The following is a 24,286-nucleotide window of genomic DNA, read 5'->3' on the forward strand; positions in this document are numbered from 1 at the left end:
TCAATGGACGAGCCGAAGAGTTTCGAAGGCGGCAGCCGTCATTGATCCAGGGCGACCGTTTCGGCCTTGCTCAGATAGGCTGCGAGCTTGGCCCGGTCATGCCATCCAAGATCGGCAGTTTTGCCCATCAGCTCCGCCGGCACTTTCCAGCCCGGATCGACGCCCTTCATATCAGGCAGTTCATGGGCGATGCCCTTATGGCAATCGATGCAGGTCGCCTTGCCCGGCAGCAGGTATCGCGTGTGGATATCGGCGGCGCGCACGGTCTGTTTCGTCAGATCCATGGCGCCCATCGAGTGGCAGTTGCGGCATTCCAGGCTGTCATTGGCCTTCAGCCGCGCCCATTCGTGCTGGGCGAGTTCCAGCCGCTTGTCGAGGAACTTCTCGCGTGTGTTGATCGTGCCGAATATCTTGCCCCAGACTTCCTTCGATGCCTGCATCTTGCGCGCGATCTTGTCGGTCCACTGGTGCGGCACATGGCAATCCGGGCAGGTGGCGCGAACGCCCGAGCGGTTGGAGAAATGAACCGTGCGGCTGAGCTCCTCGTAGACATTCGTTTTCATTTCATGGCAGCCGGTGCAGAAGGCCTCGGTATTGGTCACCTCCAACGCGGTGTTGAACGCGCCCCAGAACATGACGCCGCCGACGAAGCCGCCGAGCGTCAGGAAACCCAGGCTGAGTGTCGCTGCCGGCGTGCTCAGCAAGCGCCAGCACCACAGGATTATCGCTTTTATCCTGCCGATCATTGCTCGCTTCCCGCAGGCTTGAAGCCCAGCTCGCTCATGTCCTTGAAGCTGTTCGGCACCAGGGGCTTCGCATCCACCTGGGGCACATGGCAGGCGGTGCAGAAATATCGCCGCGGCGAGACGTCGGCCAGCATCTGCCCTTCGCGGGTCATGTAGTGGGTAACGCTGATCATCGGCGCCCCGGAGCCCTCGGTCAGCTCGCGCCGATGGCAGGAAAGACAGCGATTGGCATTCACCGTCAGCTGGTAGCCCTCAATCGAATGCGGGATGATCGGAGGCTGGTCCGGATAATTCCGCATCTTGCGGACATCATCCGTGACCCATTTGGGAACCGGCTTCGCCTCCTTGCTCTCCATCGGGTTCTCGTTGCCCGACAGCGGGGGCACCATCTGCGCCAGCGTGACGGTGCCGGTGAGCATCAGAAGGGCGACGGCCGCGGTCGCCCAGACGCGCCTCTGGATCAGGCGACGGGAAGAAGCTTGACTGCGCATTTTTTGAAATCCGTCTGCTTAGAGATGGGATCGGTGGCGTCGAGCGTGACCTTGTTGATCAGCTGGCTGGCGTCGAACCACGGGACGAATATCACGCCATGCGGCATCCGGTTGCGCCCGCGAATTTCCACGCGGCTGATGATTTCGCCGCGCCGCGACTGGATGCGCACCTCGGCCCCCTGATTGATGCCCATTTTCCGGGCGTCGTCGCCGTTCATGAAACAGCGCGCACCGGGAAACGCCCTGTAAAGCTCGGGAACGCGCATCGTCATCGAGCCCGAATGCCAATGTTCGAGGACGCGGCCCGTCACCAGCCAGAAATTGAACTCGTCATCGGGCGACTCGGCGGGCGGCTCATAGGGCACCGCCAGGATGACCGCCCGGCCGTCCTTCTGCCCGTAGAACTTCAGCCCCTCGCCCGGCTTGACATAGGGGTCGTAGCCTTCGCGGTATCGCCACCGCGTCTCCTTGCCGTCGACGACGGGCCAGCGCAGGCCGCGCACCTGATGATACGTGTCATAGGGCGCGAGATCATGCCCGTGCCCGCGGCCGAAATGGGCATATTCCTCGAACAGCCCCTTCTGGATGTAGAAGCCGAAGGCTTTGGCCTCGCGATTCTCGTAGTCGGGCGAGACCTCCGACAGCGGGAATTCGTCCACCGTCCCGTTCTGGAAGAGCACCTGGTAGAGCGTCTTTCCCCTGTAGTCCGGGTTCTTTTCGAGAATATCGGCGGGCCAGACCTCGTCGGTGGTGAAGCGCTTGGAGAATTCCACCATCTGCCAGAGGTCCGAGCGGGCTTCGCCCGGCGCGTTGACCAGCTGATGCCAGACATGCGTGCGCCGTTCGGCATTGCCGTAAGCGCCCTCCTTCTCTACCCACATGGCCGCCGGCAATATCAGATCGGCGCTCATGGCGGTGACTGTCGGATAGGCGTCCGAGACGACGATGAAATTGTCCGGATTGCGGTATCCCTTATAGGTTTCGTTGCTGGTGTTGGGGGCGGCCTGGACGTTGTTGTTGACCTGCACCCAGTAGAAGTTCAGCTTGCCGTCATGCAGCATGCGGTCCTGCTCGACGGCGTGATAACCGGGCTTGTCCGGCAGCAGCCCGTCCGGCAGCTTCCATATTTCCTCGGCATGCTTGCGATGCTCCGGGTTGGTGACGACCATGTCGGCCGGCAGACGATGGGCGAAGGTGCCGACCTCGCGGGCCGTGCCGCAGGCCGACGGCTGCCCCGTCAGCGAAAACGGGCTGTTGCCCGGCTCGGAAATCTTGCCCGTAAGCAGATGCAGGTTATAGACCATCTGGTTGGCCCACACGCCGCGTACATGCTGGTTGAAGCCCATGGTCCAGAGCGACATGACCTTGGTCTTGGGATCGGCATAGAGTTCCGCGAGCTGTTCCAGGAAGGCGCTGTCGACGCCCGAAAGCTCGACCGTCTTTTCGAGCGTGTATTCGGAGACCATCGCCTTGAAGGCCTCGAAGTCGATCGGCTCCATCTTGGCGGCGTCGGCGACACCCTTGGCCTTCAATTCGAGCGGATTGTCGGGACGCAGGCCGTAGCCGATATCGGTCGTGCCCTTCATGAACTTCGTATGCTTGTCGACGAAATCCTGGTTGACGCGGCCGGTCTGGATGATGTGGTTGGCAATATAGTTGAGGATCGCAAGGTCCGAACCGGGCTTGAAGATCAGCGGTATGTCGGCAAGGTCCATGCTGCGATGCGTGAAGGTGGAAAGCACCGCGACCTTCACATGCTCGTGCCCGAGCCTCCTGTCGGCCACCCGCGTCCAGAGGATCGGATGCATCTCGGCCATGTTCGAACCCCAGAGCACGAAAGCGTCCGCGTTTTCGAAATCGTCGTAGCATCCCATCGGCTCGTCCATGCCGAAGGTGCGCATGAAGGCGACCGCCGCCGAAGCCATGCAGTGGCGCGCATTGGGATCGAGGTTGTTGGAGCGGAAGCCCGCCCGCATCAGCTTTGTCGCGGCGTATCCTTCGAAGATGGTCCACTGGCCGGAGCCGAACATGCCGAGCGCCGTCGGCCCCTTTTCCTTCAGCACACGCTTGGCCTGCGCCGCCATCACGTCGAAGGCTTCTTCCCAGGTGACGGGCTCGAACTCGCCGTCCTTGGCGTAGACGCCATCGCGCTTGCGCAGCAGCGGGCTCGTCAGCCTGTCCTTGCCGTACATGATCTTGGAGAGGAAGTAGCCCTTGACGCAGTTGAGGCCGCGGTTGACCTCCGCTTCCATGTCGCCATGGGTCGCGACGACCTGGTTTTCCTTCACACCCACCATGACGCCGCAGCCGGTGCCGCAGAAACGGCAAGGCGCCTTGGACCATTTTATCTCAAGGGCAGCCACCCCGCCGGGTACGGACTGTGCCGAAGCGGGTGCGGCGATGCCGGCGGTCGCCGCCGCGATCGCCGCCGCCTGCGCCTTCAGGAGATCACGCCGCGTGAGTTCGGTCGCCATCGATTGTCTCCTCCCTGTCCAACGCCTGTTCGAAAACCATATGGGCGGCCAGCACGCCGTCCATCCCCGAAATGCCGATGAGCGTCTCCCCGAGCACGCCGGAATTTGGCCCTTCGATCACGACGACGATCTTGCCCGGTCCCGTCGCATGAACCTCGACCCCTTCGATCAAAGCCAGCCGCGCCGCGACATCTTCGGTCAGTTCCGGGCGGGTGATGACGACGGCGCTGGAGACGTGATGCCGGCTATCAGACATGGGCAGCCTCCCGATGGCGGGGTTTCATCGCAATCGCATCGGCCGGACAGACCGCGATGCAGGCGCCGCATCCCGTGCATGCCTGCGCATCGAGTTCCGGCACGAACGGTCCGCCGAGCCGCGGCCGAAACCGGATGGCGCCGGCAGGACAGCTGTCGCGGCAGGCCTGACAGTCGACATAGTTAAGGGCGAGGCACCCATCGCCGATTGCTGCAGAATGGGCAAAGCCCCCCGCAAGACCGGCCGGGAAAACGTTCTCGGGACATCGTTCCGCGCACTTGCCGCAAAAAGTGCATTCTCCGTGCCTGAAATTCACGAGCGGAATGCCCGCACGGATCGAAATGATCTTCGTCGGACAGGCATCGACGCAAGCACCGCAGCCCGAACAGTTTTGAATGGATGTCTCAGTCGCCCCGGGAGGGAGGATCCTGTCCTGATCTTCCAATGAGCTGCCGGTCAAAAAACCGCGGCGGGTGCGAGCTGAGAGAACCATGGGCGATCCTCACTCTGCCGAACCTGGAGGCGCGGGCCTGACATCGTGAGGTCCCGGCGGTCCATAGGCGATCTGGTACATCCAGACCAGGAAGCCGTAGCCGCCGACGACCCCGACAGCGACCACCGGCCAAATCCCGAAGGCGAGCACGGCGAAAGTCAACAGCTCACGCCTGCGCTTCCGCCTGAACCCTTCACCGGAATCCGAGATTTGGGTCACAACGTCCTCCCAGAGTTGCTAGGAAAAGTTGCCATAACCCTTCAGAGGTGTCCAGCTTGAACATCTGCCGCACGTCCCCCAAGCAGCAACATTCCTCCGATCGCGGCAGCTATCCGATCAGCATGGCTCGGTGCGCCCGAAAGCAGCGGCGCGAAAAAGCCTGGCCGATATCTCAAGATCGTCGGGATTATGTCGATGGCGACCGGGAAGCGACCGCGCGGTCAATCGCAGACGATGCCGTAGACTTCGCGATATTGTTCCAACTGCTCTTTCGGGCCGGCCAGCAGCAGCGGGCAAGCGGTATAGTTTCCCTTCACTTTTCCATTCTCGATATACATCCAGTCGAAGATATCCGATTTCTCGAACTCGACGCGATCTTCCTGCTTGATGTTGTGGAGATATTCCGGCGTATCGCCGAGAAGAGCGGTGAAATGGTCACCCGATGCCTCGATCTGATAGACCCACATATATTCCACCTCCGCATCCGAAGCCATCTGCTCAGTGACCAGTGCCACGCCCTCGGCCTTGTCCGTGAAACCAAGCTTGATGTTGTAGTTCTCGGTTCCCGGCGGTGGATTTCGCAGTTTCTCGAGGAAGCCGTCCAATTCGCTTTTGGACTTCTCATGAGCTTTGGCCATGGCCGGATCGTCGGACTTGATCCACTGAATGTTGTCGTTGGCCAGAGCGAGGTCGATGGGAATGACCAGGGTGAACAGTCCAAGAATTGAGAGAATTGAAATGACGCCGCGCAACATTCGATAGGCCTGAAATTGTTGTTACTATGCCGACGCAACATAGCGACCTGAGGTTGATTTACAATATTCGGCTTGAAATTGGATGCGGTGCACGCGCGCGCGACTTGGTCGCTCATCCGAGCGCATGAAGTTGGCCGCTATGGAGCGGCGGCGCGATGGGCGCAATTGGCTGATGTCGACGTGTCGATGCGGTCGCTGGGAGGATTTGTCGTGGGCAGCCAGCGATCTGTCGAAAAATACGTCTTGGTCTTTACCTGCGGATCTGAAGCGGCCCTGAGACCGAGAGCAAAATTGAAGCTGTTTTCGCTGCCGGCGTCGCGCGTGAAGCTGAGATAGGTGCCGAATCGTTCGTATTCGACATCGCGCAGGCTTTGGATCGACACGAGCGTATCCTCGAAATCACGCCAGCACGCCTGCTTCACGATGATCTCGAAAATGCGCAGGGCAGCGGAGGCGAGACGCCCCTCGGCATCCGTCTTCGGCCCAACGATCTTGGCGCGGACTTCAAGAATATCGCCGACCTCATTCCCACGAACCCTGAGGAAGGTCGAACTGAGCGGCCGCACCTCGTCCCGTTCGTGGATGCGCTGAAAATAACACTCATAATTGCGGTTGCGCATCGATGCGGCTTTCCATTCGCTCACCTCGATGCCGGCCTCACGAAGGGCGCCGCAAAGGTTCTCGCCCGAAACCAGCCATCTCCGCAGAAACTGACTTGCCAGGTCGAGCCTCGGGAACTCGATCAGATGCCGCGATATGGAAATCGACGGGAGAGCGGAAGGAGTTGCCGGATAGGAGCTGGCGGCTACGCCTGACGACCGGGCAGCCTTATCGAGAGCCAGATGTTCAAACTGCTTAACCGGGGCCTCGGAATGGTAGATCGCGCGGTAAAAAAAACCGATGCCCGCAAGAAGCAAAACGGCGATCAAAAGCGCTGCCCAAACGAGCCGGCGGCGGCCGCCCAGCAGCGGGAATTTCCAGTTCCAAGGTGAATTGCCGCGCGGCGGGCCGACTGCTGACAGCATTTTAACCACGGCGTCACCTCGCAAGCCTTGCGACCGGCGGCATCGGCTGGCGCGCGGCCAATCAGCCTATGCGGCACGTTCCCCTGAGGCGAGCAACGATGTGAAGCGGTACGGCCGACTCGCCTTCGACACTACGAGTGTCATGTCGACTATATCAGGCGTCAAGCAGATGCCCAACGGCGCCAGGGGCAAACCCGCGCTGAGCAAATCCTTCCTTCTTTGCGACGATCTCGCCCCGTTGGCTCCACTCCGAGCCGCTCAACTCCGGTCTTTCGTTCTGCATTCCTCATTTTGCGACCATCACTTGTCGACTGGCTTTCAGTGCGCTACGTTATGCAAGATATAGTTGCATCCATTCTGCCGGATCGATAGGGGCAGATGGCTGCTGACGCGATACCTTCGGATGTCCACATGATCTGGAATCATCGCATCACACGCATCGTTGTCGGCCTGCTGCTGCTGGCACTGGTGACTGTCGTCTCATTGCCGGCGATTACCGGCTTTACGAGCCTTGATGGCACGGTCAATGCGCGGTTCGCGATCGTCAATGCTCCAATCGACGGCACGATTGCGGAAGAGCCCCTCAAGGTCGGCAGCCCGGTCAAAGGGGGAGAACCCCTCGCGGAAATCAAAAATACGCGCGTCAATCGCGCAATCCTCGCTTCGCTCGAGGCAGATCGCAACACGGCGCTCGACCGCGTCGCGGCACTGAAGAAGGAACGGGAGGAGCTCTCGGCGCTTCGCGACGAATTGTCTACCCGGTTGGAAGTCTACAGGCAGACCACCATTGCCAATCTCGAACGCGAAGTCGAAATCCTGCGGAAGAAGGTCGAGGTGTCGCAGGCTCAGGATCTGGTCGCCCAGGTCGACCTGAACCGCCGGATGGCGCTCGAGTCGAAAGGCATCCTGACGCAGAAGCTGGTCGAGGCCGCGCGAGCCGCCGGAGCTGCGACCGGCGGCGAGGTCGAAATCAGCAATCTGACCGTCGATCAATTGCAGCAAAGGCTCAATGCGGTCCGCCAGGGCATCTTTGTCTTCGGCGACGGACAGAACGACGTGCCTTACTCGCGACAGCGCGAGGACGAAGTCGTCGTTCGCATCAACGACCTGAACTCGCGCATAGCGGAAAATGAGACACGGGCCACCGAAGTCCAAAAGCAGCTGGCAGAAGAGAGAAACCGCGTCAGCAGCTTGGAATCCGCAACCGCAATAGCGCCGTTCGACGGCGTTGTCTGGAGCAGGAGTATCGTCGACGGTTCCAACGTCGTGCTGAACAACGAGCTGGTGCGCCTGCTCGACTGCCGGGAGCTGTTCGTGGATATCCTCGTTCCCGAGGTCAATTATGACGAGATCTATCCAGGGCTTGTTGCGCAGGTGCGCTTGTTCGGCCGCAGCGATGTCTTCAAGGGTACGGTCATTTCCGTCAGAGGCAGTTCGGCTTCCGTCGAGACCGATTCCTTTGCTGCCAGTTTGCCGCCGTCGACACAGCGCAACGCCCGCATCCGGGTTCGCCTCGATCCGTCCTTCATGAACGACGACTTCGCAAATTTCTGCCAGGTGGGGCGCTCAGTGCAGGTGCGGTTTTCCAAGCACGGCGTCGGCGCAATCAAGTGGGTCAAAAGTCTGTGGTTCAGTATCTTGTAGCGCTGGTTCCGACCCTTGCCGTTCTGGCCTTCTTCTTCCTGGGGCCGTTCAATTGGTCGCGCCATCACACCTGGACACGGGCGGTGACCTGCGCGTTCGTCGCGGCGGTCGCACTGCGATACATGTTCTGGCGTTTGACAGAGACGGTGCTTCCCTATCCCAACGACGGTCCGAGTTTCTATTGGGTCTGGACCCTCTTTATCGTCGAGGTTCTGGCCTGCGTCGAAGTCATCCTTTTTCTGGTCTTGATGAGCCGCTACGTCGACCGGAGCGCCGAAGCCGACAGGCTGGCTCGCGTTTTCTTCGCGCGAGAGCAGCGTGAACTGCCGACCGTCGATGTTTTCATTCCCACCTATAACGAGCCGCTCGACGTGCTCGAGCGAACCATCATCGGCGCCCTGTCGCTGGATTATCCAGCCGACAAATTGAATGTGTATGTGCTTGACGATCAGCGCCGCGATTGGCTGAAGGCCTATTGCGAGGAAAAGAACGCCATCCACGTCACGCGCGGCGACAACAGCCATGCCAAAGCCGGCAATATGAACAACGGGCTGAAGGTGAGCTCGGGCGAGTTTATCGCGATCTTCGACGCCGATTTTGTTCCCTATCGGCATTTCCTTCGCCGGACGCTGCCCTTCTTCATCGATGAAAGCATCGGTATCGTCCAGACACCGCAACATTTCTTCAATGTCGATCCGGTGCAATCGAACCTGGGCCTGGAGAATATCTGGCCGGACGAGCAGCGCCTGTTCTTCGACGAGATCGCGCCCAGTCGCGATGCCTGGGACGTCAGTTTCTGCTGCGGGTCATGCTCGATTGCCCGCCGCGAGGCCATCGACGCAATCGGCGGGTTTCCGACGGAGTCGATCACGGAAGACCTGCTGACGACCCTTTCGATGCTCAACAAAGGCTACAAGACGCGCTACCTGAACGAGCGGCTGTCGATGGGACTGGCCGCCGAAAACCTGACCGGTTATTTCGTGCAGCGCGAACGGTGGTGTCAGGGGGGTATTCAGACCCTTTACCTCTATAATGGCCCGCTTCGCGGCCCGGGATTGACGCTCTTTCAACGGATCATGTTCCTGCCGGCATCCTGGCTGGTGCAGTATCTGGTCCGCTTCACGATATTGCTCGTCCCCATCGTCTATCTCTGGCTCGGCCTGCTCCCGCTCTATTTCACCGATATCGCCGATTATGTCTCTCATCAGGTGCCGCTGCTGGCGGCGTATTTTCTGCTGATGCTGTGGATCACGCCGACGCGCTATCTGCCTGTGATATCAAGCGCCGTCGGGACCTTTGCGACATTCCGCATGTTGCCGACCGTGGTCTCCAGCCTGGTGAAACCGTTTGGCAAGCCGTTCAGGGTGACGCCGAAGGGCAGCGGCAACGAGGCGAACCAGTTCGACCGCTACAGCTTCGCCTGGATCGCAAGCATGATCACGGTCACCGTCGTTGGTCTGCTGGTCAACGTCGTGCCGGAAACGTCGAATGTACAAGGCCAATTTTCGCCGGTCGCGGCCTGGTGGTCGGGTATCAATATCGTCGTCCTGCTGATTGCGTCCCTCATCTGCTTTGAGAAACCCCGGCGCCTGTTTCATGCGTTCAAGCTGGATGAACCGGCTGTCGTAGACGATGTCTCCGGCCAAATCGTCAGTCTGGCGCTGGACAAGGCGGTCGTTGCAGTCCCCAGCATGGCCCGGTTTCAGTCCAAATCGGTCATGTTGAAACTCCCCGGCTTCGCCCCGTTCAAAGCCGAGCTCGGACAGGTCACTCAACGGAGAAGGAGCATAAGCCGCGGCGCCGACAAGCAAGCCTATTATCTGCATCTCTATTTCGAACTCAGCGGCTCTGCTCGCGACAGCATGATTGTAAAGCTCTACACCGGTCAATATTCGCGGGATATTCGCGACATCGACAAGGTTGCCGTCTCTCTCAATCTGCTGTTGCGGTCATTCGGGCGAACGCGCACCTTTTAGCCCGGCGCGTAACAACGTGGGGACGAAGCCGAAACTTCAGTACATCCATACATATACACGACAACGTCATCGCAATCTGGAAAACCACTATCTCCTCGGTCGAGTGCCATTGACCACGACACGTTGTGCGATCATTATTCAGAATTATCTAAATTAGATGCCATCTTTGGATCAGATCGGAACCAAGCAGGCGCAGATGGATTGGCAGGTATCTCACAGGGACTCTTTGGAAGGAGAGGAAAGGATGCCGGGCGGCGACGCGACACAGTCTGCATCTGTCGAAACTCATCTCCTTGCCGGTACCGACGAGCTCGTTTCCCTTTATGACGAGAGCTTTCATCTTACCGAGCGCTCGGCAAAGCATCGGCAAACTTATGACGTTGATTCTCTGGTCGAGGCCACATTGTGGCATGTCTATCCCGAACTCCTGGCCCCTTCGACGAAATCTGCGGTCGAATTCGTGCTTTCGAGTGGATTGCCGCGAAACATCGAGGTGGCAAATGCAAAGACGGGAGATCAGCGCACGCTGACGGTTTTCCGCAGCCCTCGCGGCCTGGGCGTTGTCGAGGCGGACGGCAAGCCGAGCTTGCGCGGGACCTATAATCCGGCTGAAAACGACCGTGCGCTTCTTTTTCACCAGGCGACCCACGACGTTTTGACCGGACTGCCGAACCGGCGGCAATTCAGTGATCAACTGCGCAGCGCCCTGCCGGTGTCAAAGGGGGTAAGGTTTGCCCTCATGCAAATCGACCTCGACGATTTCAAACCGGTCAATGACACATTGGGCCACGGCGCCGGCGACACCGTTCTGAAAATGGCCGCCGAGCGCATCCGGAACGTGCTTGGCGAGCAGGAATTCGCTTATCGACTGGCCGGTGACGAGTTCGCCGTCATTCAGCGAAGAAACGACCAGCCGCGCGAGGCGGAGCGCCTGGCAGAAGCGCTCGTCGGCGCTTTCAGGGCGCCGTTCACGGTCGAGGGCATCAATGTCTTTGTCGGCGCAAGCGTCGGGATTGCCGTTGCCCCATCGGATGGAAACGAATTCGAGCAGCTCATGAAGGCGGCGGACATCGCCCTCTATGCGGCCAAGGAGGAAGGCAGGCACAGAGCAAGGAAGTTCAACCGCGCCATGCTCATGGTCCTGGAACAGCGGGAAACGTTGCGCCGCAGTTTGCGAACCGCTCTGAAAGACGGTCAGTTCTTCATCGAATACCAGCCGCTCGTACAGCCACCCTTTTCGATCGTCGGCTTTGAAGCGCTGTTGCGATGGCGCCATCCCGTCGTTGGCATCATTCCGCCCAATATCTTCATTCCCATGGCCGAGACGGACGGCTTGATGAGCGAAATCGGTCAATGGACGCTTGAACAGGCTTGCCGCGATGCGATGTCGTGGCCGTCGCATTTTACGGTTGCCGTCAACCTCTCACCGGCGGAGTTTCTGCACGCAGGCCTTACCGACCGCATTGCGCAAACCCTGGACCTCGTCGGCATCCGCCCCGACCGCCTTGAACTCGAGATCACCGAGTCCGTGCTGCTGGAGCGCACGATCAACAATCTCGACACGCTCAATACGTTAAACGTGCTGGGAGTGCAGATTTCGCTCGACGATTTCGGCACCTATTATTCCTCGCTCAGCTATCTGAAAAACTTCCCCTTCGATACGATCAAGATCGACCAGTATTTCATCAAGGATCTGGAGAGCGACAGCAAAAGTCAGGCGATCGTTCGTTCCGTCATTGCGCTCGCCCACGGGCTCGGCATGAGCGTCACGGCCGAGGGTGTGGAAACCTCGGAACAGGCCGCCTGGCTCAAAAAAGCGAAATGTGACCGGCTGCAGGGATATTTCCTCGGCAAACCGATGCCCGCCGAAGAGATCGGCGCTTTCCTCGGCAAGCGCATGCAGCCCGTCCCCTTCGAAAACTTCCCGATTTCCAGATCAATGCCGCCTTTGGATCCTCGGCGAGCTTGAGCATCGGGTTCTTGAATTCCCTCGGAACGGGTACAGGAAGGACGAAACGGTATGCAGGCAGGCAGCGACATGTCAGCGGAAGCGGCCTTCAAGCCTCTCCTGCGGTTCGAGATGGACATGGCGACATTTCTTTCCGACTGGCAGCATTGCGATCAGCTGTCGACCTTCGTGGCGCGGATGATCAGCCATAATCGCACCGATCCTATTCGGCATTCGAATTTCTTCTCGTTTGCCCTCAACGAACTGCTGGAAGTATCATTCCGCGGCGCTTCCCCGCAGGGTTCGATAGACTGCGCGGTCTATCGGCGCGACGCGACGGAACGCGTGAGGCTCAGTTTCACGTGCCCTGCCGAACAGCGGGAATTCTATCGCGAGGCAGTATCGCGAACCCGTCAAAAAGATGCGCTCGCGCGTTATCTCAGCGCCATTTCAATGGACCAGGCGCCAAACAGGGAAGTCATTCTTCTCGATCTGGCAATCAACTTCGATGCGCGCCTGCGTCTGGAGGAGCCTGCCCCCGCATCCATAACCCTGGTCGTCGACCTGCCGCTTGAAGGAAGCACACTTTGAGCACGGCACCCTTCCTTGCGGAATTCGACTCCAATAGCCAGGAATTCTTCCTGGCGGGTGTGATCCGCCCGCGTTCCGTCGATGAGATAGGCTCCAGCCTCTGCATCTTCAGGAACGCGATCGATGATGTCCGGGGCGTTCTCTACATCAATATAAAACGTCTTGTTCAGATGAATAACACCGCGTTTCAGGCCTTTGCCCGCGTCGTGCTGGACACCTGCCGGACAAGGACCGACCTTCGTTTCGTGGTGGTGACGTCAAGCGTCGTCGGCTGGACCGAACGCATGTTCAAGCACCTCGGCAGCATCGAGCCGCGGGTCACGGTGGAGGTCTATGATTCCGAATTTTACCCCGGACAGAGCTTCGTCGAGGATCCGAGCTTCATCCCGATATTGCGCACGCAAACCAAGATGACCTGGCGCCACGAGCGCGCCATCCTACCCCGTCACGGCATGCGGCCGGGGATTGCGATGGCCGATATCTGCTGCGGCATCGGTGATTTCGCCATGCTTGTCAAAAAGGAGTTCCGGCCGAGCCGGATCGTCGCCCTCGACCATTCCAGAGCGAGCCTTGCCTATGCCCGCGACATGGCCGTCAGCTTCGATGTGGCCGATATCGAATATACCTACGGCGACGCCTCCGAAATGCTGCTCGAAGGCAACCAGTTCGACCTGGTGACTTGCCGGCATTCGCTCCAGATATTCAATCGGCCGGACATGCTTCTCAAAGAGCTCTTCCGGATCTGCAAGCCGGGCGGGCGGGTATACATCACCAACGAGAAAAATTCGCACTGCCTCGGAGAACCCCGCTCACAGAGCATCCAATGGACCTATAATGAGGTGGCAAAGCTGTTCAGCCACTTCGAAATGGACGTGGAACTCGGCCCGAAAAGCCGCCGATATCTCACCGACGCCGGCTTTGACAATATTCTCGTCGAGTCTTTCATGGTCACCAATCTCGATGGCGACCCGCAGGATTTTGCCGACGTCATCTCGGCCTGGGAAAATGTTTATGCCGGAGAGATGGCTGTCAGGCGCGGCGATTCATCCGATTTCATAGAACGTTTCCGCCAGGGTTTCCGGGACCATATTTTTGCGGCCCTTCATCCAAAAGGCTATGCTGGCTGGCCAATCTGGGCGGCGTCCGGACGCAAGCCATCATGAAGGCAGATCGACACATTGCACGTTTTGGCTTGAACTCGTTTCGCGCGAAGTTCGTCCTCGTTGTCGGCAGCGCCGTGCTGTTCGACCTGCTGGTGACCGGGGGCCTCGCGCTTTGGAACGTGCAAAGGCTCTCTCGTGATGCCACCGCCGAGGTCGGCCAGGGCCTGGAGGAGGCCAATCAGGGCTATATCCGCTCCTACGCGGAAACAACCGCGGAACATGTCAACCTGCTGCTCAGCCAGGTCCACTCCGATGTCAGCACATTAGCCGGGGTTCTTCAGGAACAGATCGATCGTCCCGCCAGAGAAACCCAGATCGGCCAGGCCATGGCCCTTGCTTCTCCGGAAAGCGCCACGGTGGTCTACGATGAAAAAGGAGGATGGGCTCAGAACCTGCCGGGCTCGCCATCCGTCGTCAGCATCTGGGGTTATCTCCTGGGACCTGATCACCGCCCCTTGCCTGAAGTCCAGAGGGACATCGATAACAGTGCCGTTCTCGACCTGGTCGCGCCGAGCCTGCTGTCGGACGGCCTGTCCAAGCTTCAGATGTATTATATCGGCCCGAAAGAGCGTCCGATCTTCCGGACGGCGCCCTACACGGAGCAGGCCCAGACTTTCGACAAGCTCTATCCCGGCCACAATAGAGCGGAGTTCTGGACCTTTTTCTTTCCCGGACTTTACGAGTCGTGGGAGGGTTGGGGCAGAGGCGAGGAAAAACGCCTGGCCGGCAGCGAGATTACCCAGACGGCGCCCTACACCGATGCGATCACCGGCAAGCTCATCGTCAGCTTCTTCCAGCCGCTCTGGTCTCCCGACCGCAGGAAAGTCGCCGGCGCCGCCGGAACGGATATCACGCTCGACCAGCTGGCCGGAATCGTCGAGAACGTTAAAGTTGCCGACAACGGCTTCGGATTCCTGGCCATGTCGGATGGAAACGTGGTCGCCATCAATCCGACCGGCGAGAAAATCATCGGATTGCGTACATCGAACAATCAGGGCGGCGAAGGCGTCACGGGCCTGAACCGTTCGCTGAAGGGGAGTACGCAGCCGGAAGTGGCGCAGCTGCCGCTGGGCGAGGATGGGCTGCTACGCCATATTCTCCTGGATGAAAATGGCGAAAAGGTTCCTTACCTCGTTGTCTTGAAACAGCTGCAGCCGACCAATCTTTGGGTTTCCGGCCCTGTCGGACGCGAAGCCATGCTGCTCGGCATCGTCGTGCCGGAGCGGGAGATCTACGCTTCGCTGTTTGCCGCCCAAGCCGGAATTTCACAGGCGACAAACCGGATTCTGATCTACCAGATCCTGGCGCTTCTGGTGTCGCTGTGCTTTGTCATCGCAGCCGTTTTCGCCATATCGAAGCGCATCACCCGAGGCATCAGCTCGCTCGCCGAAGCCGCCAAACGCATCCAGGCGAAGGACTATTCCGTGCGGGTGGACATCCCGACACGCGATGAGGTCGGAGAAGCTGGATTGGCCTTCAACCGCATGGCTGAGCAGATCAGTTTTCACACGGAGAACCTCGAACAGCTCGTGGAGGACAGAACGCAGGAGATCGAGGCAGCGAACCAGCAGATCTCCACCTTGAACAGGCAATTGCGCAGCGAAAACCTGCGCCTCGGCGCGGAGCTTGCGGTTGCGCGCCGAATCCAGATGATGGTTCTGCCCAAGACCGGTGAATTGGAAGAAATTCCGGATCTGGAAATCGCTGCTTACATGCGGCCGGCCGACGAGGTGGGAGGGGACTACTACGATGTCCTGAGGGATGGAAAGCGGCTGAAGATCGGCATCGGTGACGTCACGGGACACGGCCTGGAAAGCGGCGTGCTGATGCTGATGGTCCAGTCGATCGCGCGGGCATTGCAGGAGGCCGGCGACATGGAGCCCTCACAGTTTCTGAACAGCGTGAACCGGGCGATTTATAAAAACCTCGTCCGGACCAGCACCAACAAGCACCTTTCCCTCGCCTTCCTGGACTATGACGGAAGGCGCCTGACGCTGTCGGGTCAGCACGAAGAGCTGATCGTCGTTCGCAAGTTCGGAAAAGTCGAGCGGATCGACACGCTCGACCTCGGCCTGCCGATCGGGCTGGAACCGGATATTTCGTCGTTCGTGGCGACACGCGAGGTATCCTTCGACCGTGACGATATCATCATTCTGCACACCGACGGCGTCACCGAGGCCGAGGATCACAACGGTGAACTCTTCGGCATCGAGCGGCTTTGCGAAAGTGCCGGCCGGCGCTACGGCTTGAGCGCCGAGGACATGAAGGTCGGGATCCTCGAGGATTTGATGGCGCATATCGGCACGCAGAAGATCCATGACGACATCACGCTCGTGGTTATGAGGCACAGGTGAAGGGATGACGATCCTATATGGACTGGAAGATCTGGCGATCGGAACAGGTGAAAACATCACGAGGCTGCGCCTTTTCGAGGGACCCCTCGATCTTGGTTGGAAGCATTGCGCGATCACCTCGGATTTCGTCGCCGAGTTCGTCGCCTTGCGCTACCGCACATCCCATAGCCTCTACAGGGAAGTCCGGCATAATGTCGGTTATCTCACCAACGAGCTTGTCGAGAATGCGGTCAAATTCCGCGCAGCCGGCGAGATCGTCGTGGAGGCTTCGGTTGAGAACAATGTCTTTCGCGCGAAGGTCTCCAATCTTGTCGATGAGGAAGCCTCGCGGAAATTCCAGCATCTGCTGTCGCAGATCACCATCAGCGATCCGGGCGAGCTCCTCATCGAGAAGATAGAGGCGAATGCAAGAGACGCGGATTCGACCATCTCAGGTCTCGGACTTCTGACCCTCATGAGTGACTACGGCGCCCACTTTGCATGGGTTTTTGGAGCCGAAGAACCGGACGGCAGAATTCCGCTCGAAACCTATGCGTCTATCACAGTTCCAGATGCCTCGAATTGACGAGAGAGGGTGGGTATGGAAATCAAGGAAGAAGAATATCAGGTCTGGTCGGAAGGTACGGAAATCTATTTCGACGGGATCATGCGGCTGCCCAATACGGAGGCCTATGCGCCGATCTTTTCCCTTGTCATGAATATTCTGGAGGCCGCGCCGGATCGCGTCACCGTCGACCTTACAGGCTTGCAATTTCTCAATTCTTCCGGGATCAACCTGCTCGCGAAGCTGACGATCGAAGTGCGCAACAAGCCGAATGTCCAATTCACGGTACGCGGCAGCTCGGAATATCCCTGGCAGTCGAAATCCCTGCCGAATTTGAAGAAGCTATATCCGGGTGTGGATCTGAGACTCGCCTGAGCAACGGCCTCGGCCATAACGCCGGATCAGTGCGCAAGCGATAGCCAATCGCCGATCGTGGTGCCACGACGAGGCGTGGGAAGCGCAGCCGGGACGACCGGGCGCTCAGTTGCGACGGTTTTTCTTATGTCACGTGGGCTGAGCCCGAATTCGTGGCTGAAAGCACGCGTAAAGTTGGCAGCGGCGTTGAAGCCGGCGGCCTCCGCGATCTCGGAGATTTGCCTGTTGTCGGCCGGGTTGCTGAGATCCGCATATGCCTGCAGCAATCGGCGTTTGCGAATGTAGTTGAAGACGCCCCCGCTCGCTTCGAACAATTGATAGAGCCGCGTGCGCGAGATGCCCAACGCACGGCACATCGCGTCGGGCGTCAAATCGTCCGAATGGAGGTTGAGATGAATGTAGCGGTGCGCCCGCTCCATCATGCCCATGCCGGTCGGGATCTGACCCGTATCCGGCCTTGTGGACGACGCGACGCATGCGACGACCATATCGGAGATCGTTTGTACGACCCGCGGCACCTCCCCGGCGGTCAGACTGCTCAGATTCGCCTCCAGGCCAGTCATATAGCTTATGAGCAATTCGGCCAGGCTGCCGGACAGAACCGTGTTGTTGGCCCCCTGGAGAAGGCTCGCATTCGCAGCCAGCAATTCATAGGGCAAGAAAACAAGCACGGCGACGGAATCAATCATTCGTCCGCGGTAGGGATGACCGAGAGACGTGAAAAGCGCCTCGCCGGGACCGACCTCCGTGACGCGACGGTTAACCTCGGTCCAGGCCCGGCCGCTGCGAAACAGGCCGACGTTCCAGTGGTCGATGGGGCTCGAGCGCAGCATGGTTTGATCGCGGATGAAACTGTATGCCGGCGCGCGCTGCTGAATGATGAGGACGTCGCCGAGACGCCAACCGACCTGTTCGGCAAGAAAGCCGTCATCCGGGGAGTTTGTGCCCGGTAGACGGACATCCACGAGCGGCGCCATATGCGCGCGCCAGGCCTGGAACTGCTCCTTCAGCGGCAGATCCTGCGTCGAGAAACGCAAGGGCTCCAGCGCAGGCGGAACATCGAGGCGCTGTTCCTTTTGTACGGCAGGTTCGCGTGGCCACCGCCGCCGCTCGCTTTGGGCCGACCATTCCTGTCCCGCGGAAAGGTCATCCCCAGATCCGGACTCCTTACTCATCCAATCCCTCCAGCGTATGCCGATCCGGGCTTTTGAAATTGAGAGCAAAACAAACGTTCTCGCGAGGCTGAAACCTCCGCGCCGTTCCATCTGAATCGGCCGCAACGCTACGTGTATAAATCATCTATCATATTCTAATCCGAGCAGAAATGTACGAATTGATAATTTACGGGATGCGCGGATAACGACAAATGCGTGCTGATCCTGTATCTAAATAAGCAATGGTTGAGGCCAGAGCAGTTCGAAGCTTTCGCAATATCTCATGTGGCGACGCAACGTAGTTGCAGAGCACTTTCAAGTGTGAAGCGACACTAATTCAAAAAACATGGCGAGCACGAGAGGATAGTCGTGACTATCCGAGGGATATTGCTGCGAACTTCGGGCCACTTTCGGCCTACGATTGAATTCTTCTCGACAAGACCCGAAGAAGAATTCTTGTCACCAGTAATGCGAGTTTCGCCCGATCGCATTTTATGAAAGGCGCTCCTGATGCCGGATGGGCGGGTGACGGTGGAGCAAGGGGTTGCGCGCAGCTGGGGCGCCATCTGTGTCAATGCGTAATGAGCCACGGCTTGCACGCAACCCTTACCTATTTCACGCTTCGGCGTATTTCATGTGGCAGAACGGAGGCTAAGATGACCACCATAAACAACGAGAACCAGATCGAATTGAACCCGGCTTCGAGCTGCAGAAGCGCAGTCGAAATCGCCATGGTGGAAATGCTCGTGAATTTGCAGAAACGCGGCTGGCTCGCAGAGGAACTGGCGCTGGCGCTCGCAGACGCCTCCGAAGACCTCGTCATGCTCATCGCGAACAAAAAGCCTCGATCGCATTGATAGGCCGATGGCATGCCGCCAGCTATGCGGAAAGCCGTGCGGCAGGAAAGCAGCAAGCCCCGAGGTAGCGGCTTTGGGGCGAACAGTGTTCCGCATCCTCGCAATGCTCGCGGTGTCTCAAAGGGACCTGATCCGTGCACGCGCCAGAGCGGATCTAGCTGCCGTCAGAATACGAAGTCGCGAGCAGCCAGTCGCGCAATACCACAAGATCATTTGAAAGCGGCAATGCTTTCGGATGGATCAGACCGTAGTCCGTTCCATCCGACGTCAAGGCAAATGGCACCTGCAGCCGATGGCTTGCCACGTCACTCTCCACGATCGCTCGCTGGGCGAGCGCAACACCCAGCCCTCCCCGCGCCGCTTCCACCATAAAAAAATGATGATCGAGATGACGGATCGTTCTTGGGTTCGGCGCATCCGGAAAGCACCGCGCTCCGCAAGATCGAGCGAAAGGAACTCCGCATCGTCGACAGGCAACCCGCGCAAATCAGATTGAACGTCCTCGCCATCCGCCGGCAGGGCATCGGCTCGGCGGCTCAGGAGCGGTTCTGGTCCAATCTGCGTGACCTTTGACAGCCGGGCTACTTTGGTTTGCGAGCGTTCCAATCATAGACATCGGACGACGCCTCAAGGATAGCTGCGCCTGGCGATCCCTTTATCAAAGACTGCCCAATTTTCGCGCAAATGCATTTGCCAACGAATTCGAAAGCATGCCGGCAATCATCGTACCAGATAAATCAATAGCTTACGATCTGGCATACGGCTTGCTTCGTGATTTATGAGTTGGTGGCTAGGGTTCCGGCGTTCCTCTTCGGGAGCGTGCTGGTCCGAGAGCCACCACCGGCTGGGGGAGAAATCCCACCGGATGCACGGCGGGATAAAAGCCCGGGAGACCTCGTAAGCCAAGGGATTGGCGGCGCGATGGTCTTTGCCGATCCCTTTTTGAAAAAGCAAAAAGGGGAATTTCTATGCAGACTTTTTCGAAGATTCTTTCCGTAGCGGCCCTTTCGGTATCGTTGGCTTTCGGGTTCGGCTCTCCCGTCGCCGCGGCGCCGAAAACCAGCTTCAAGGTCGCATGGTCGATCTATGTCGGCTGGATGCCGTGGGGCTATGCCGCCGATCACGGCATCGTCAAGAAATGGGCCGATAAATACGGCATCAACATCGAAGTCACCCAGTTCAACGACTACGTCGAGTCGATGAACCAGTATACGGCGGGCGCCTTCGATGCCGTGACGCTCACCAATATGGACGGCCTCTCGATCCCGGCCGCCGGCGGGGTCGACACGACGGCCGTCATCGTCGGCGACTTTTCGAACGGCAATGACGCCGTCATCCTGAAGGACAAGGCGAGCCTTGGCGACATCAAGGGCCAGAACGTCAATCTCGTCGAGTTTTCCGTCTCGCACTATCTGCTCGCCCGTGCGCTTGAAAGCATCAAGCTGAGCGAGCGCGACGTGAAGGTGGTCAATACATCAGATGCCGACATGGTCGCCGCCTACAAGACGCCCGATGTCAGCGCCGTCGTCACCTGGAATCCACTCGTCTCCACCGTTCTGGAGGATCCCAGCGCCAAGAAGGTTTTCGACAGTTCGCAGGTCCCGGGCGAGATCATCGACCTGATGGTCGCCAATACCGATGTGCTGAAGGACAATCCGAACTTCGGCAAGGCCCTCGCCGGCATCTGGTACGAGACATCAGCGCTGCTGCGGGCCGATACCGCCGAAGGTAAAGCCGCCCGCGAAGCCATGGGCGCAGCATCCGGCACCGACCTTGCCGGCTTCGAGGCGCAGCTCGCCGCGACTAAGCTCTTCGACAAACCGGCCGAAGCCGTTGCCTTTACCGCCTCGCCCAGCCTGCCGAAGACCATGGATCTCGTCCGCGGCTTCCTCTTCGAGAAGGGCCTGCTCGGCAATGGCGCGCCGTCTGCCGACGTCATCGGCATCGAAATGCCGGACGGCAAGGTGCTGGGCGATGCCGCCAATGTGAAGCTCCGCTTCACCGAGACCTACATGAAGGCAGCGGCCGACGCCTCGCTCTGATCACAACGGGGCGCGGTTCGGCCGCGCCTCCTCCCCTTTCCCAGCGGAGCATTTTCCCATGCGTTGGATCAACACGAGGCCGAGCCGAGGTGCGCAGCTTGCCTTGACGCTGCTGCCCTTCGTGCTGCTCGCTTTTGCCTATGCCTTCGGCTCGGCAGCGCGACTGGCGGAAAACGCCAATGACAAGCTTCTGCCGAGCCTCGCGGGCTTCGCCGATGCGATCAACCGTCTTGCTTTCGTTGCCGACCAGCGCACGGGTGAATATCTGCTCTGGTCGGATACCGGAGCAAGCCTGATCCGGCTGCTCTCCGGCCTCGGCATCTCGACGGCGATCGCGCTTCTCATCGGCATGCTGATCGGCATGCTCCCTTATCTCCGCGCGCTGCTCGCCCCTTTCATCGCCGTGATCTCCATGGTGCCGCCACTCGCGCTTTTGCCGATCCTCTTCATTGTCATGGGGCTCGGCGAAACCTCGAAGATCGCCCTCATCGTTATCGGCGTTGCGCCGACGATGATCCGGGACCTGGCATTGAAGGCGCTGGAGCTGCCCCGCGAACAGATCGTCAAGGCTGAAACGCTTGGCGGCTCCTCCTGGCAGATCGGCCTGCGTATCGTGCTGCCGCAGATCCTGCCGCGGCTGATCACATGCCTCCGGCTGCAGCTCGGCCCCGCCTGGCTGTTCCTGATCGCCGCCGAAGCGATCTCGTCGGATTCCGGCCTCGGCTACCGTATCTTCCTCGTTCGCCGCTATCTCTCGATGGATATCATCTTTCCCTATGTCATCTGGATCACGTTGCTTGCCGTGGTCATGAACGCCCTGCTCGACCGCTTGCGGATCGCCGTCTTCCCTTGGTCGGAGCTGGAGAAGCAGGCATGAGCGAACTGAAGATCGAACGGGTCTGGAAGGAATATGGCGACCAGATCGTATTGGAAGACGTGTCGCTCACCGTCGCTTCGCGCGCCTTCGTCGCCCTCGTCGGCCCCTCCGGCTGCGGCAAGACGACGTTTCTGCGCATGCTGCTCGGCCAGGAGCAGCCGACGAAGGGCAAGATCCTGCTCGACGGCGCGCCTCTGCCGCCGGAGCCGGGGCCGGATCGCGGTGTCGTCTTCCAGCGTTACTCCGTCTTCCCGCATCTGACCGTGCTCGGCAATGTGCTGCTCGGCAGGGAATTTTCCGCCGCGCGCTACAGGGCCAGGCTCTTCGGCGCGGCCCGCCGCAACGCGCTCGAGGAAGCGCGCCGGCTGATCGCCGAGGTCGGCCTTGCCGGTTCCGAAGGCAAATATCCGGCCCAGCTGTCGGGCGGCATGCAGCAGCGCCTTGCGCTCGCCCAGGCGCTGATCATGAAACCGAAAGTGCTGCTGCTCGACGAGCCCTTCGGCGCGCTCGATCCGGGCATTCGCGCCGAGATCCACACGCTGATGAAGCGGCTCTGGCACGAAACGCAGATGACCGTCGTCATGGTCACGCATGACATGCGCGAAGCCTTCACGCTTGCCAACCGCGTCGTGGCTTTCGAACGCCGCCGCAACCGGCCGGAGGAACGGGAACGCTACGGCGCCACCATCACCAAGGATATTTCCATCTGGCCGCCGCGCCTTGCCGGCCAGCCGTCGATCTTCAGCCCCGACCGGGACGGCCCGGTCGCTTCCCTGGGGCACAGCCGGGACGACCTGGCACCGTCAGGAGAGATGCAATGATGCATGTGGGACGCTCACCCGAAGAAATCGCCGCCAACCGCGCGCGCTATGAGGAGCATCAGAAGAAGGGGCTGGAATTCGCCCCCAAGGCGCTGCCCGGCCCCAGCCCCTTGCCGGCGCCGGCCATCGACGCCGCCGCCGTCATCCACCAGGAAACCGTCCCCGGTGGCTGGTATTGGTCGACGAAAGTCTCGCGCGGCGAGGCGATCCGCATCGATCAGGCGGAGGGCAATTCCACCGTCGCACTCGTCGCCTGGAGCGCCGCCGATACCAGTGAACGGATCAATCTCGTCGATACCGCAAAGGTCCAGTGGACGACGGCGCTCGGCAAGGGCCGCGTGATCTTCTCCGACATGGGCCGCGTCATGTTCTCGATGATCGAGGACAGTTCCGGCGCTCATGACTGCCTGATGGGCGGCTCGACCGCTGCCTCGAACGCGGCGAAATATCCGGGCGAGAAGACGCGCAACACCCGCGACAACCTGGTCCTCGTCGCCGGCAAGCTCGGTCTTACCCGTCGCGATATTCCCGGCATCCTCAATCTCTTCGCGCCCGTGCGCCTTGCCGAGGCCCGCGGCTTCGGCTGGCAGGCCAAGCGTTCCAACAGCGGCGATTATGTCGAACTGCGCGCCGAGATGGACATGCTGGTCGGCTTTTCCAATTGCCCGCATCCGCTCGATCCGAATCCGACCTACCAACCGAAACCTGTTGTCATCACACGCTACAAGGCTGCAGTCCCGGCTGCGGACGATCTTTGCCGCACGGCAACTGCCGAAGCGGTGCGCGGTTTCGAAAACAACGCCTTGATGCAGGCCTGAGGAGAAGACGATGTCCGATTTCATCCAGACCTCCCCTGCCCGCGCCGCGGAAAATGCCGCGCAGGATCACTTCATTGCAGCCGAAGCGCCGTGGTCCGGCATCGTGCGCAAGGGCCAGATCATCCGCATCGAGGATAGCTACGGCCAACAGGCGATCGACACGCTTTTCTATCGCGCCGATAATTTCTCCGAGCGCTATTCCAACCAGGACACGATGCGCATGCAGGGCGCCGCCTATGTCGGCATCGGCACGAAGATCATGTCGAGTGAAGGCAATGTCATGCTGACCATGACGGCCGACAGCTGCGGCCGCCACGACACCTCGGCCGGCGCCTGCTCCTGCGAGAGCAATACGGTGCGCTTCGGCCACGGCACGAAATACCTGCATGCCTGCCGCGACAACTTCCTGCTCGAAGTTTCGAAGCACGGCATGGGTAAGCGCGATATCGTGCCAAACATCAACTTCTTCATGAACGTGCCGATCCAGCCGACCGGCGAGATGACGATCGTCGACGGTATTTCCGAAGCCGGGGATTACGTCGAACTCGTCGCCGAGATGGATGTGCTCTGCGTCATCTCCAATTGCCCGCAGATCAACAACCCGTGCAACGGCTTCGATCCGACGCCGATCCGGGTGCTGATCTGGGATGGCGAGGCCTGATC

At 59.7% G+C, this 24,286-nt stretch carries 25 protein-coding genes and 1 riboswitch; of the genes, 15 read left to right on the forward strand and 10 right to left on the reverse strand.

Translation table 11 applies throughout. The features are described 5' to 3' along the window. Positions 1-38: 38 nt before the first annotated feature. From CO670_RS19175 to CO670_RS19210, 8 genes are all read right to left on the reverse strand, one after another. Complete coding sequence (locus tag CO670_RS19175; RefSeq protein WP_280951363.1) at positions 39-743, reverse strand: cytochrome c3 family protein; 705 nt, start codon at positions 741-743, stop codon at positions 39-41. Further along, positions 743-1,237 (reverse strand): nitrate reductase cytochrome c-type subunit, encoded by a 495-nt coding sequence (locus CO670_RS19180; protein ID WP_176538980.1) that lies wholly within the window; start codon positions 1,235-1,237, stop codon positions 743-745. The genes CO670_RS19175 and CO670_RS19180 overlap by 1 nt, the downstream gene beginning before the upstream one ends. Then, positions 1,207-3,711 (reverse strand): periplasmic nitrate reductase subunit alpha, encoded by a 2,505-nt coding sequence (napA, locus tag CO670_RS19185; protein ID WP_097591697.1) that lies wholly within the window; start codon positions 3,709-3,711, stop codon positions 1,207-1,209. Before napA ends, CO670_RS19180 begins: the two co-directional genes overlap by 31 nt. Further along, entirely contained in the window at positions 3,686-3,967 is a 282-nt protein-coding gene (locus CO670_RS19190) for a chaperone NapD (RefSeq protein ID WP_097591698.1), read from the reverse strand. Before CO670_RS19190 ends, napA begins: the two co-directional genes overlap by 26 nt. Then, positions 3,960-4,460, reverse strand: a complete 501-nt coding sequence (napF, locus tag CO670_RS19195) for a ferredoxin-type protein NapF (RefSeq protein ID WP_097591699.1) — start codon at positions 4,458-4,460, stop codon at positions 3,960-3,962. The genes CO670_RS19190 and napF overlap by 8 nt, the downstream gene beginning before the upstream one ends. Positions 4,461-4,469: 9 nt before the next feature. After that, on the reverse strand, positions 4,470-4,679 hold the full coding sequence (gene napE / locus CO670_RS19200) for a periplasmic nitrate reductase, NapE protein (protein WP_097591700.1): 210 nt from the start codon (positions 4,677-4,679) through the stop codon (positions 4,470-4,472). A gap of 221 nt (positions 4,680-4,900) precedes the next feature. Then, on the reverse strand, positions 4,901-5,434 hold the full coding sequence (locus CO670_RS19205) for a DUF2314 domain-containing protein (RefSeq protein ID WP_097591701.1): 534 nt from the start codon (positions 5,432-5,434) through the stop codon (positions 4,901-4,903). Between the two features lie 137 nt (positions 5,435-5,571). Beyond that, positions 5,572-6,402, reverse strand: coding sequence for a DUF6030 family protein (locus tag CO670_RS19210; RefSeq protein WP_097591758.1), 831 nt, complete (start codon positions 6,400-6,402; stop codon positions 5,572-5,574). A 468-nt stretch (positions 6,403-6,870) separates the two neighbouring features. On the opposite strand from CO670_RS19210, the gene CO670_RS19215 reads away from it, so the two are divergent. The 8 genes from CO670_RS19215 (at position 6,871) to CO670_RS19250 (ending at position 17,054) form a co-directional block, all read left to right on the forward strand. Then, positions 6,871-8,103, forward strand: a complete 1,233-nt coding sequence (locus tag CO670_RS19215) for an HlyD family efflux transporter periplasmic adaptor subunit (protein WP_097591702.1) — start codon at positions 6,871-6,873, stop codon at positions 8,101-8,103. Beyond that, positions 8,085-10,079 carry a glycosyltransferase gene (locus CO670_RS19220; RefSeq protein WP_097591703.1) on the forward strand — a complete coding sequence of 665 codons (1,995 nt, stop codon included), beginning with the start codon at positions 8,085-8,087 and terminating at the stop codon, positions 10,077-10,079. Before CO670_RS19215 ends, CO670_RS19220 begins: the two co-directional genes overlap by 19 nt. Positions 10,080-10,323: 244 nt before the next feature. After that, positions 10,324-12,048, forward strand: a complete 1,725-nt coding sequence (locus tag CO670_RS19225) for an EAL domain-containing protein (protein WP_097591704.1) — start codon at positions 10,324-10,326, stop codon at positions 12,046-12,048. 51 nt (positions 12,049-12,099) lie between these two features. Then, positions 12,100-12,618, forward strand: a complete 519-nt coding sequence (locus CO670_RS19230) for a ubiquinone biosynthesis methyltransferase UbiE (RefSeq protein ID WP_245425896.1) — start codon at positions 12,100-12,102, stop codon at positions 12,616-12,618. Continuing rightward, positions 12,615-13,781 carry a class I SAM-dependent methyltransferase gene (locus tag CO670_RS19235; protein WP_097591705.1) on the forward strand — a complete coding sequence of 389 codons (1,167 nt, stop codon included), beginning with the start codon at positions 12,615-12,617 and terminating at the stop codon, positions 13,779-13,781. Before CO670_RS19230 ends, CO670_RS19235 begins: the two co-directional genes overlap by 4 nt. Next, a complete protein-coding gene (locus CO670_RS19240; protein ID WP_097591706.1) occupies positions 13,778-16,135 on the forward strand; it encodes a SpoIIE family protein phosphatase in 2,358 nt (785 codons plus the stop codon). Before CO670_RS19235 ends, CO670_RS19240 begins: the two co-directional genes overlap by 4 nt. A 4-nt stretch (positions 16,136-16,139) precedes the next feature. Further along, complete coding sequence (locus CO670_RS19245; protein ID WP_097591707.1) at positions 16,140-16,700, forward strand: ATP-binding protein; 561 nt, start codon at positions 16,140-16,142, stop codon at positions 16,698-16,700. A 15-nt stretch (positions 16,701-16,715) separates the two neighbouring features. Then, complete coding sequence (locus CO670_RS19250) at positions 16,716-17,054, forward strand: hypothetical protein (RefSeq protein WP_097591708.1); 339 nt, start codon at positions 16,716-16,718, stop codon at positions 17,052-17,054. A gap of 26 nt (positions 17,055-17,080) precedes the next feature. Here the strand turns inward: CO670_RS19250 and CO670_RS19255 are convergent, their stop codons facing one another. Then, on the reverse strand, positions 17,081-18,229 hold the full coding sequence (locus CO670_RS19255; protein WP_097591709.1) for an AraC family transcriptional regulator: 1,149 nt from the start codon (positions 18,227-18,229) through the stop codon (positions 17,081-17,083). Positions 18,230-18,864: 635 nt separating this feature from the next. Between CO670_RS19255 and CO670_RS19260 the strand changes: the two genes are divergently transcribed. Continuing rightward, entirely contained in the window at positions 18,865-19,065 is a 201-nt protein-coding gene (locus CO670_RS19260; RefSeq protein ID WP_097591710.1) for a hypothetical protein, read from the forward strand. A 154-nt stretch (positions 19,066-19,219) separates the two neighbouring features. Here CO670_RS19260 and CO670_RS19265 read toward each other — a convergent pair whose 3' ends face one another. Further along, a complete protein-coding gene (locus tag CO670_RS19265) occupies positions 19,220-19,435 on the reverse strand; it encodes a LysR substrate-binding domain-containing protein (RefSeq protein WP_097591711.1) in 216 nt (71 codons plus the stop codon). A gap of 32 nt (positions 19,436-19,467) precedes the next feature. Here CO670_RS19265 and CO670_RS33030 point away from each other — a divergent pair, with 32 nt between their 5' ends. The 6 genes from CO670_RS33030 (at position 19,468) to CO670_RS19290 (ending at position 24,284) form a co-directional block, all read left to right on the forward strand. Further along, a complete protein-coding gene (locus CO670_RS33030; RefSeq protein WP_176538981.1) occupies positions 19,468-19,638 on the forward strand; it encodes a hypothetical protein in 171 nt (56 codons plus the stop codon). 206 nt (positions 19,639-19,844) lie between these two features. Further along, positions 19,845-19,959: riboswitch (guanidine-I (ykkC/yxkD leader) on the forward strand. Between the two features lie 74 nt (positions 19,960-20,033). Then, complete coding sequence (locus CO670_RS19270; RefSeq protein WP_097591712.1) at positions 20,034-21,107, forward strand: putative urea ABC transporter substrate-binding protein; 1,074 nt, start codon at positions 20,034-20,036, stop codon at positions 21,105-21,107. A gap of 58 nt (positions 21,108-21,165) precedes the next feature. Next, positions 21,166-21,984: an ABC transporter permease subunit gene (locus CO670_RS19275; protein WP_097591713.1), complete on the forward strand. Its 819-nt coding sequence runs from the start codon at positions 21,166-21,168 to the stop codon at positions 21,982-21,984. Beyond that, positions 21,981-22,805 (forward strand): ABC transporter ATP-binding protein, encoded by an 825-nt coding sequence (locus CO670_RS19280; RefSeq protein ID WP_097591714.1) that lies wholly within the window; start codon positions 21,981-21,983, stop codon positions 22,803-22,805. The genes CO670_RS19275 and CO670_RS19280 overlap by 4 nt, the downstream gene beginning before the upstream one ends. Continuing rightward, entirely contained in the window at positions 22,802-23,623 is an 822-nt protein-coding gene (locus tag CO670_RS19285; protein WP_097591715.1) for an urea amidolyase associated protein UAAP1, read from the forward strand. Before CO670_RS19280 ends, CO670_RS19285 begins: the two co-directional genes overlap by 4 nt. Before the next feature lie 10 nt (positions 23,624-23,633). Next, positions 23,634-24,284, forward strand: a complete 651-nt coding sequence (locus tag CO670_RS19290; protein ID WP_097591716.1) for an urea amidolyase associated protein UAAP2 — start codon at positions 23,634-23,636, stop codon at positions 24,282-24,284. The last annotated feature ends 2 nt before the right edge of the window (positions 24,285-24,286 follow it).

It is taken from the genome of Rhizobium sp. J15 (genome assembly GCF_002531825.1).
In the GTDB taxonomy this organism is placed as follows: Bacteria; Pseudomonadota; Alphaproteobacteria; order Rhizobiales; family Rhizobiaceae; genus Rhizobium.

Excerpts from the sequence above, each read along its gene's own strand:
- CO670_RS19250 (WP_097591708.1), top strand. The coding sequence starts at position 16,716 with ATGGAAATCAAGGAAGAAGAATATCAGGTCTGGTCGGAAGGTACGGAA.
- CO670_RS19265 (WP_097591711.1), bottom strand. The coding sequence starts at position 19,435 with ATGGTGGAAGCGGCGCGGGGAGGGCTGGGTGTTGCGCTCGCCCAGCGA.
- napF (WP_097591699.1), bottom strand. The coding sequence starts at position 4,460 with ATGGTTCTCTCAGCTCGCACCCGCCGCGGTTTTTTGACCGGCAGCTCA.
- CO670_RS19215 (WP_097591702.1), top strand. The coding sequence starts at position 6,871 with ATGATCTGGAATCATCGCATCACACGCATCGTTGTCGGCCTGCTGCTG.
- CO670_RS19180 (WP_176538980.1), bottom strand. The coding sequence starts at position 1,237 with ATGCGCAGTCAAGCTTCTTCCCGTCGCCTGATCCAGAGGCGCGTCTGG.
- CO670_RS19190 (WP_097591698.1), bottom strand. The coding sequence starts at position 3,967 with ATGTCTGATAGCCGGCATCACGTCTCCAGCGCCGTCGTCATCACCCGC.
- CO670_RS19270 (WP_097591712.1), top strand. The coding sequence starts at position 20,034 with ATGCAGACTTTTTCGAAGATTCTTTCCGTAGCGGCCCTTTCGGTATCG.
- CO670_RS19260 (WP_097591710.1), top strand. The coding sequence starts at position 18,865 with ATGACCACCATAAACAACGAGAACCAGATCGAATTGAACCCGGCTTCG.
- CO670_RS19280 (WP_097591714.1), top strand. The coding sequence starts at position 21,981 with ATGAGCGAACTGAAGATCGAACGGGTCTGGAAGGAATATGGCGACCAG.
- CO670_RS19290 (WP_097591716.1), top strand. The coding sequence starts at position 23,634 with ATGTCCGATTTCATCCAGACCTCCCCTGCCCGCGCCGCGGAAAATGCC.
- CO670_RS19285 (WP_097591715.1), top strand. The coding sequence starts at position 22,802 with ATGATGCATGTGGGACGCTCACCCGAAGAAATCGCCGCCAACCGCGCG.
- CO670_RS19225 (WP_097591704.1), top strand. The coding sequence starts at position 10,324 with ATGCCGGGCGGCGACGCGACACAGTCTGCATCTGTCGAAACTCATCTC.
- CO670_RS19205 (WP_097591701.1), bottom strand. The coding sequence starts at position 5,434 with ATGTTGCGCGGCGTCATTTCAATTCTCTCAATTCTTGGACTGTTCACC.
- CO670_RS19245 (WP_097591707.1), top strand. The coding sequence starts at position 16,140 with ATGACGATCCTATATGGACTGGAAGATCTGGCGATCGGAACAGGTGAA.
- CO670_RS19240 (WP_097591706.1), top strand. The coding sequence starts at position 13,778 with ATGAAGGCAGATCGACACATTGCACGTTTTGGCTTGAACTCGTTTCGC.
- napA (WP_097591697.1), bottom strand. The coding sequence starts at position 3,711 with ATGGCGACCGAACTCACGCGGCGTGATCTCCTGAAGGCGCAGGCGGCG.
- CO670_RS19230 (WP_245425896.1), top strand. The coding sequence starts at position 12,100 with ATGCAGGCAGGCAGCGACATGTCAGCGGAAGCGGCCTTCAAGCCTCTC.
- CO670_RS19255 (WP_097591709.1), bottom strand. The coding sequence starts at position 18,229 with ATGAGTAAGGAGTCCGGATCTGGGGATGACCTTTCCGCGGGACAGGAA.
- CO670_RS19275 (WP_097591713.1), top strand. The coding sequence starts at position 21,166 with ATGCGTTGGATCAACACGAGGCCGAGCCGAGGTGCGCAGCTTGCCTTG.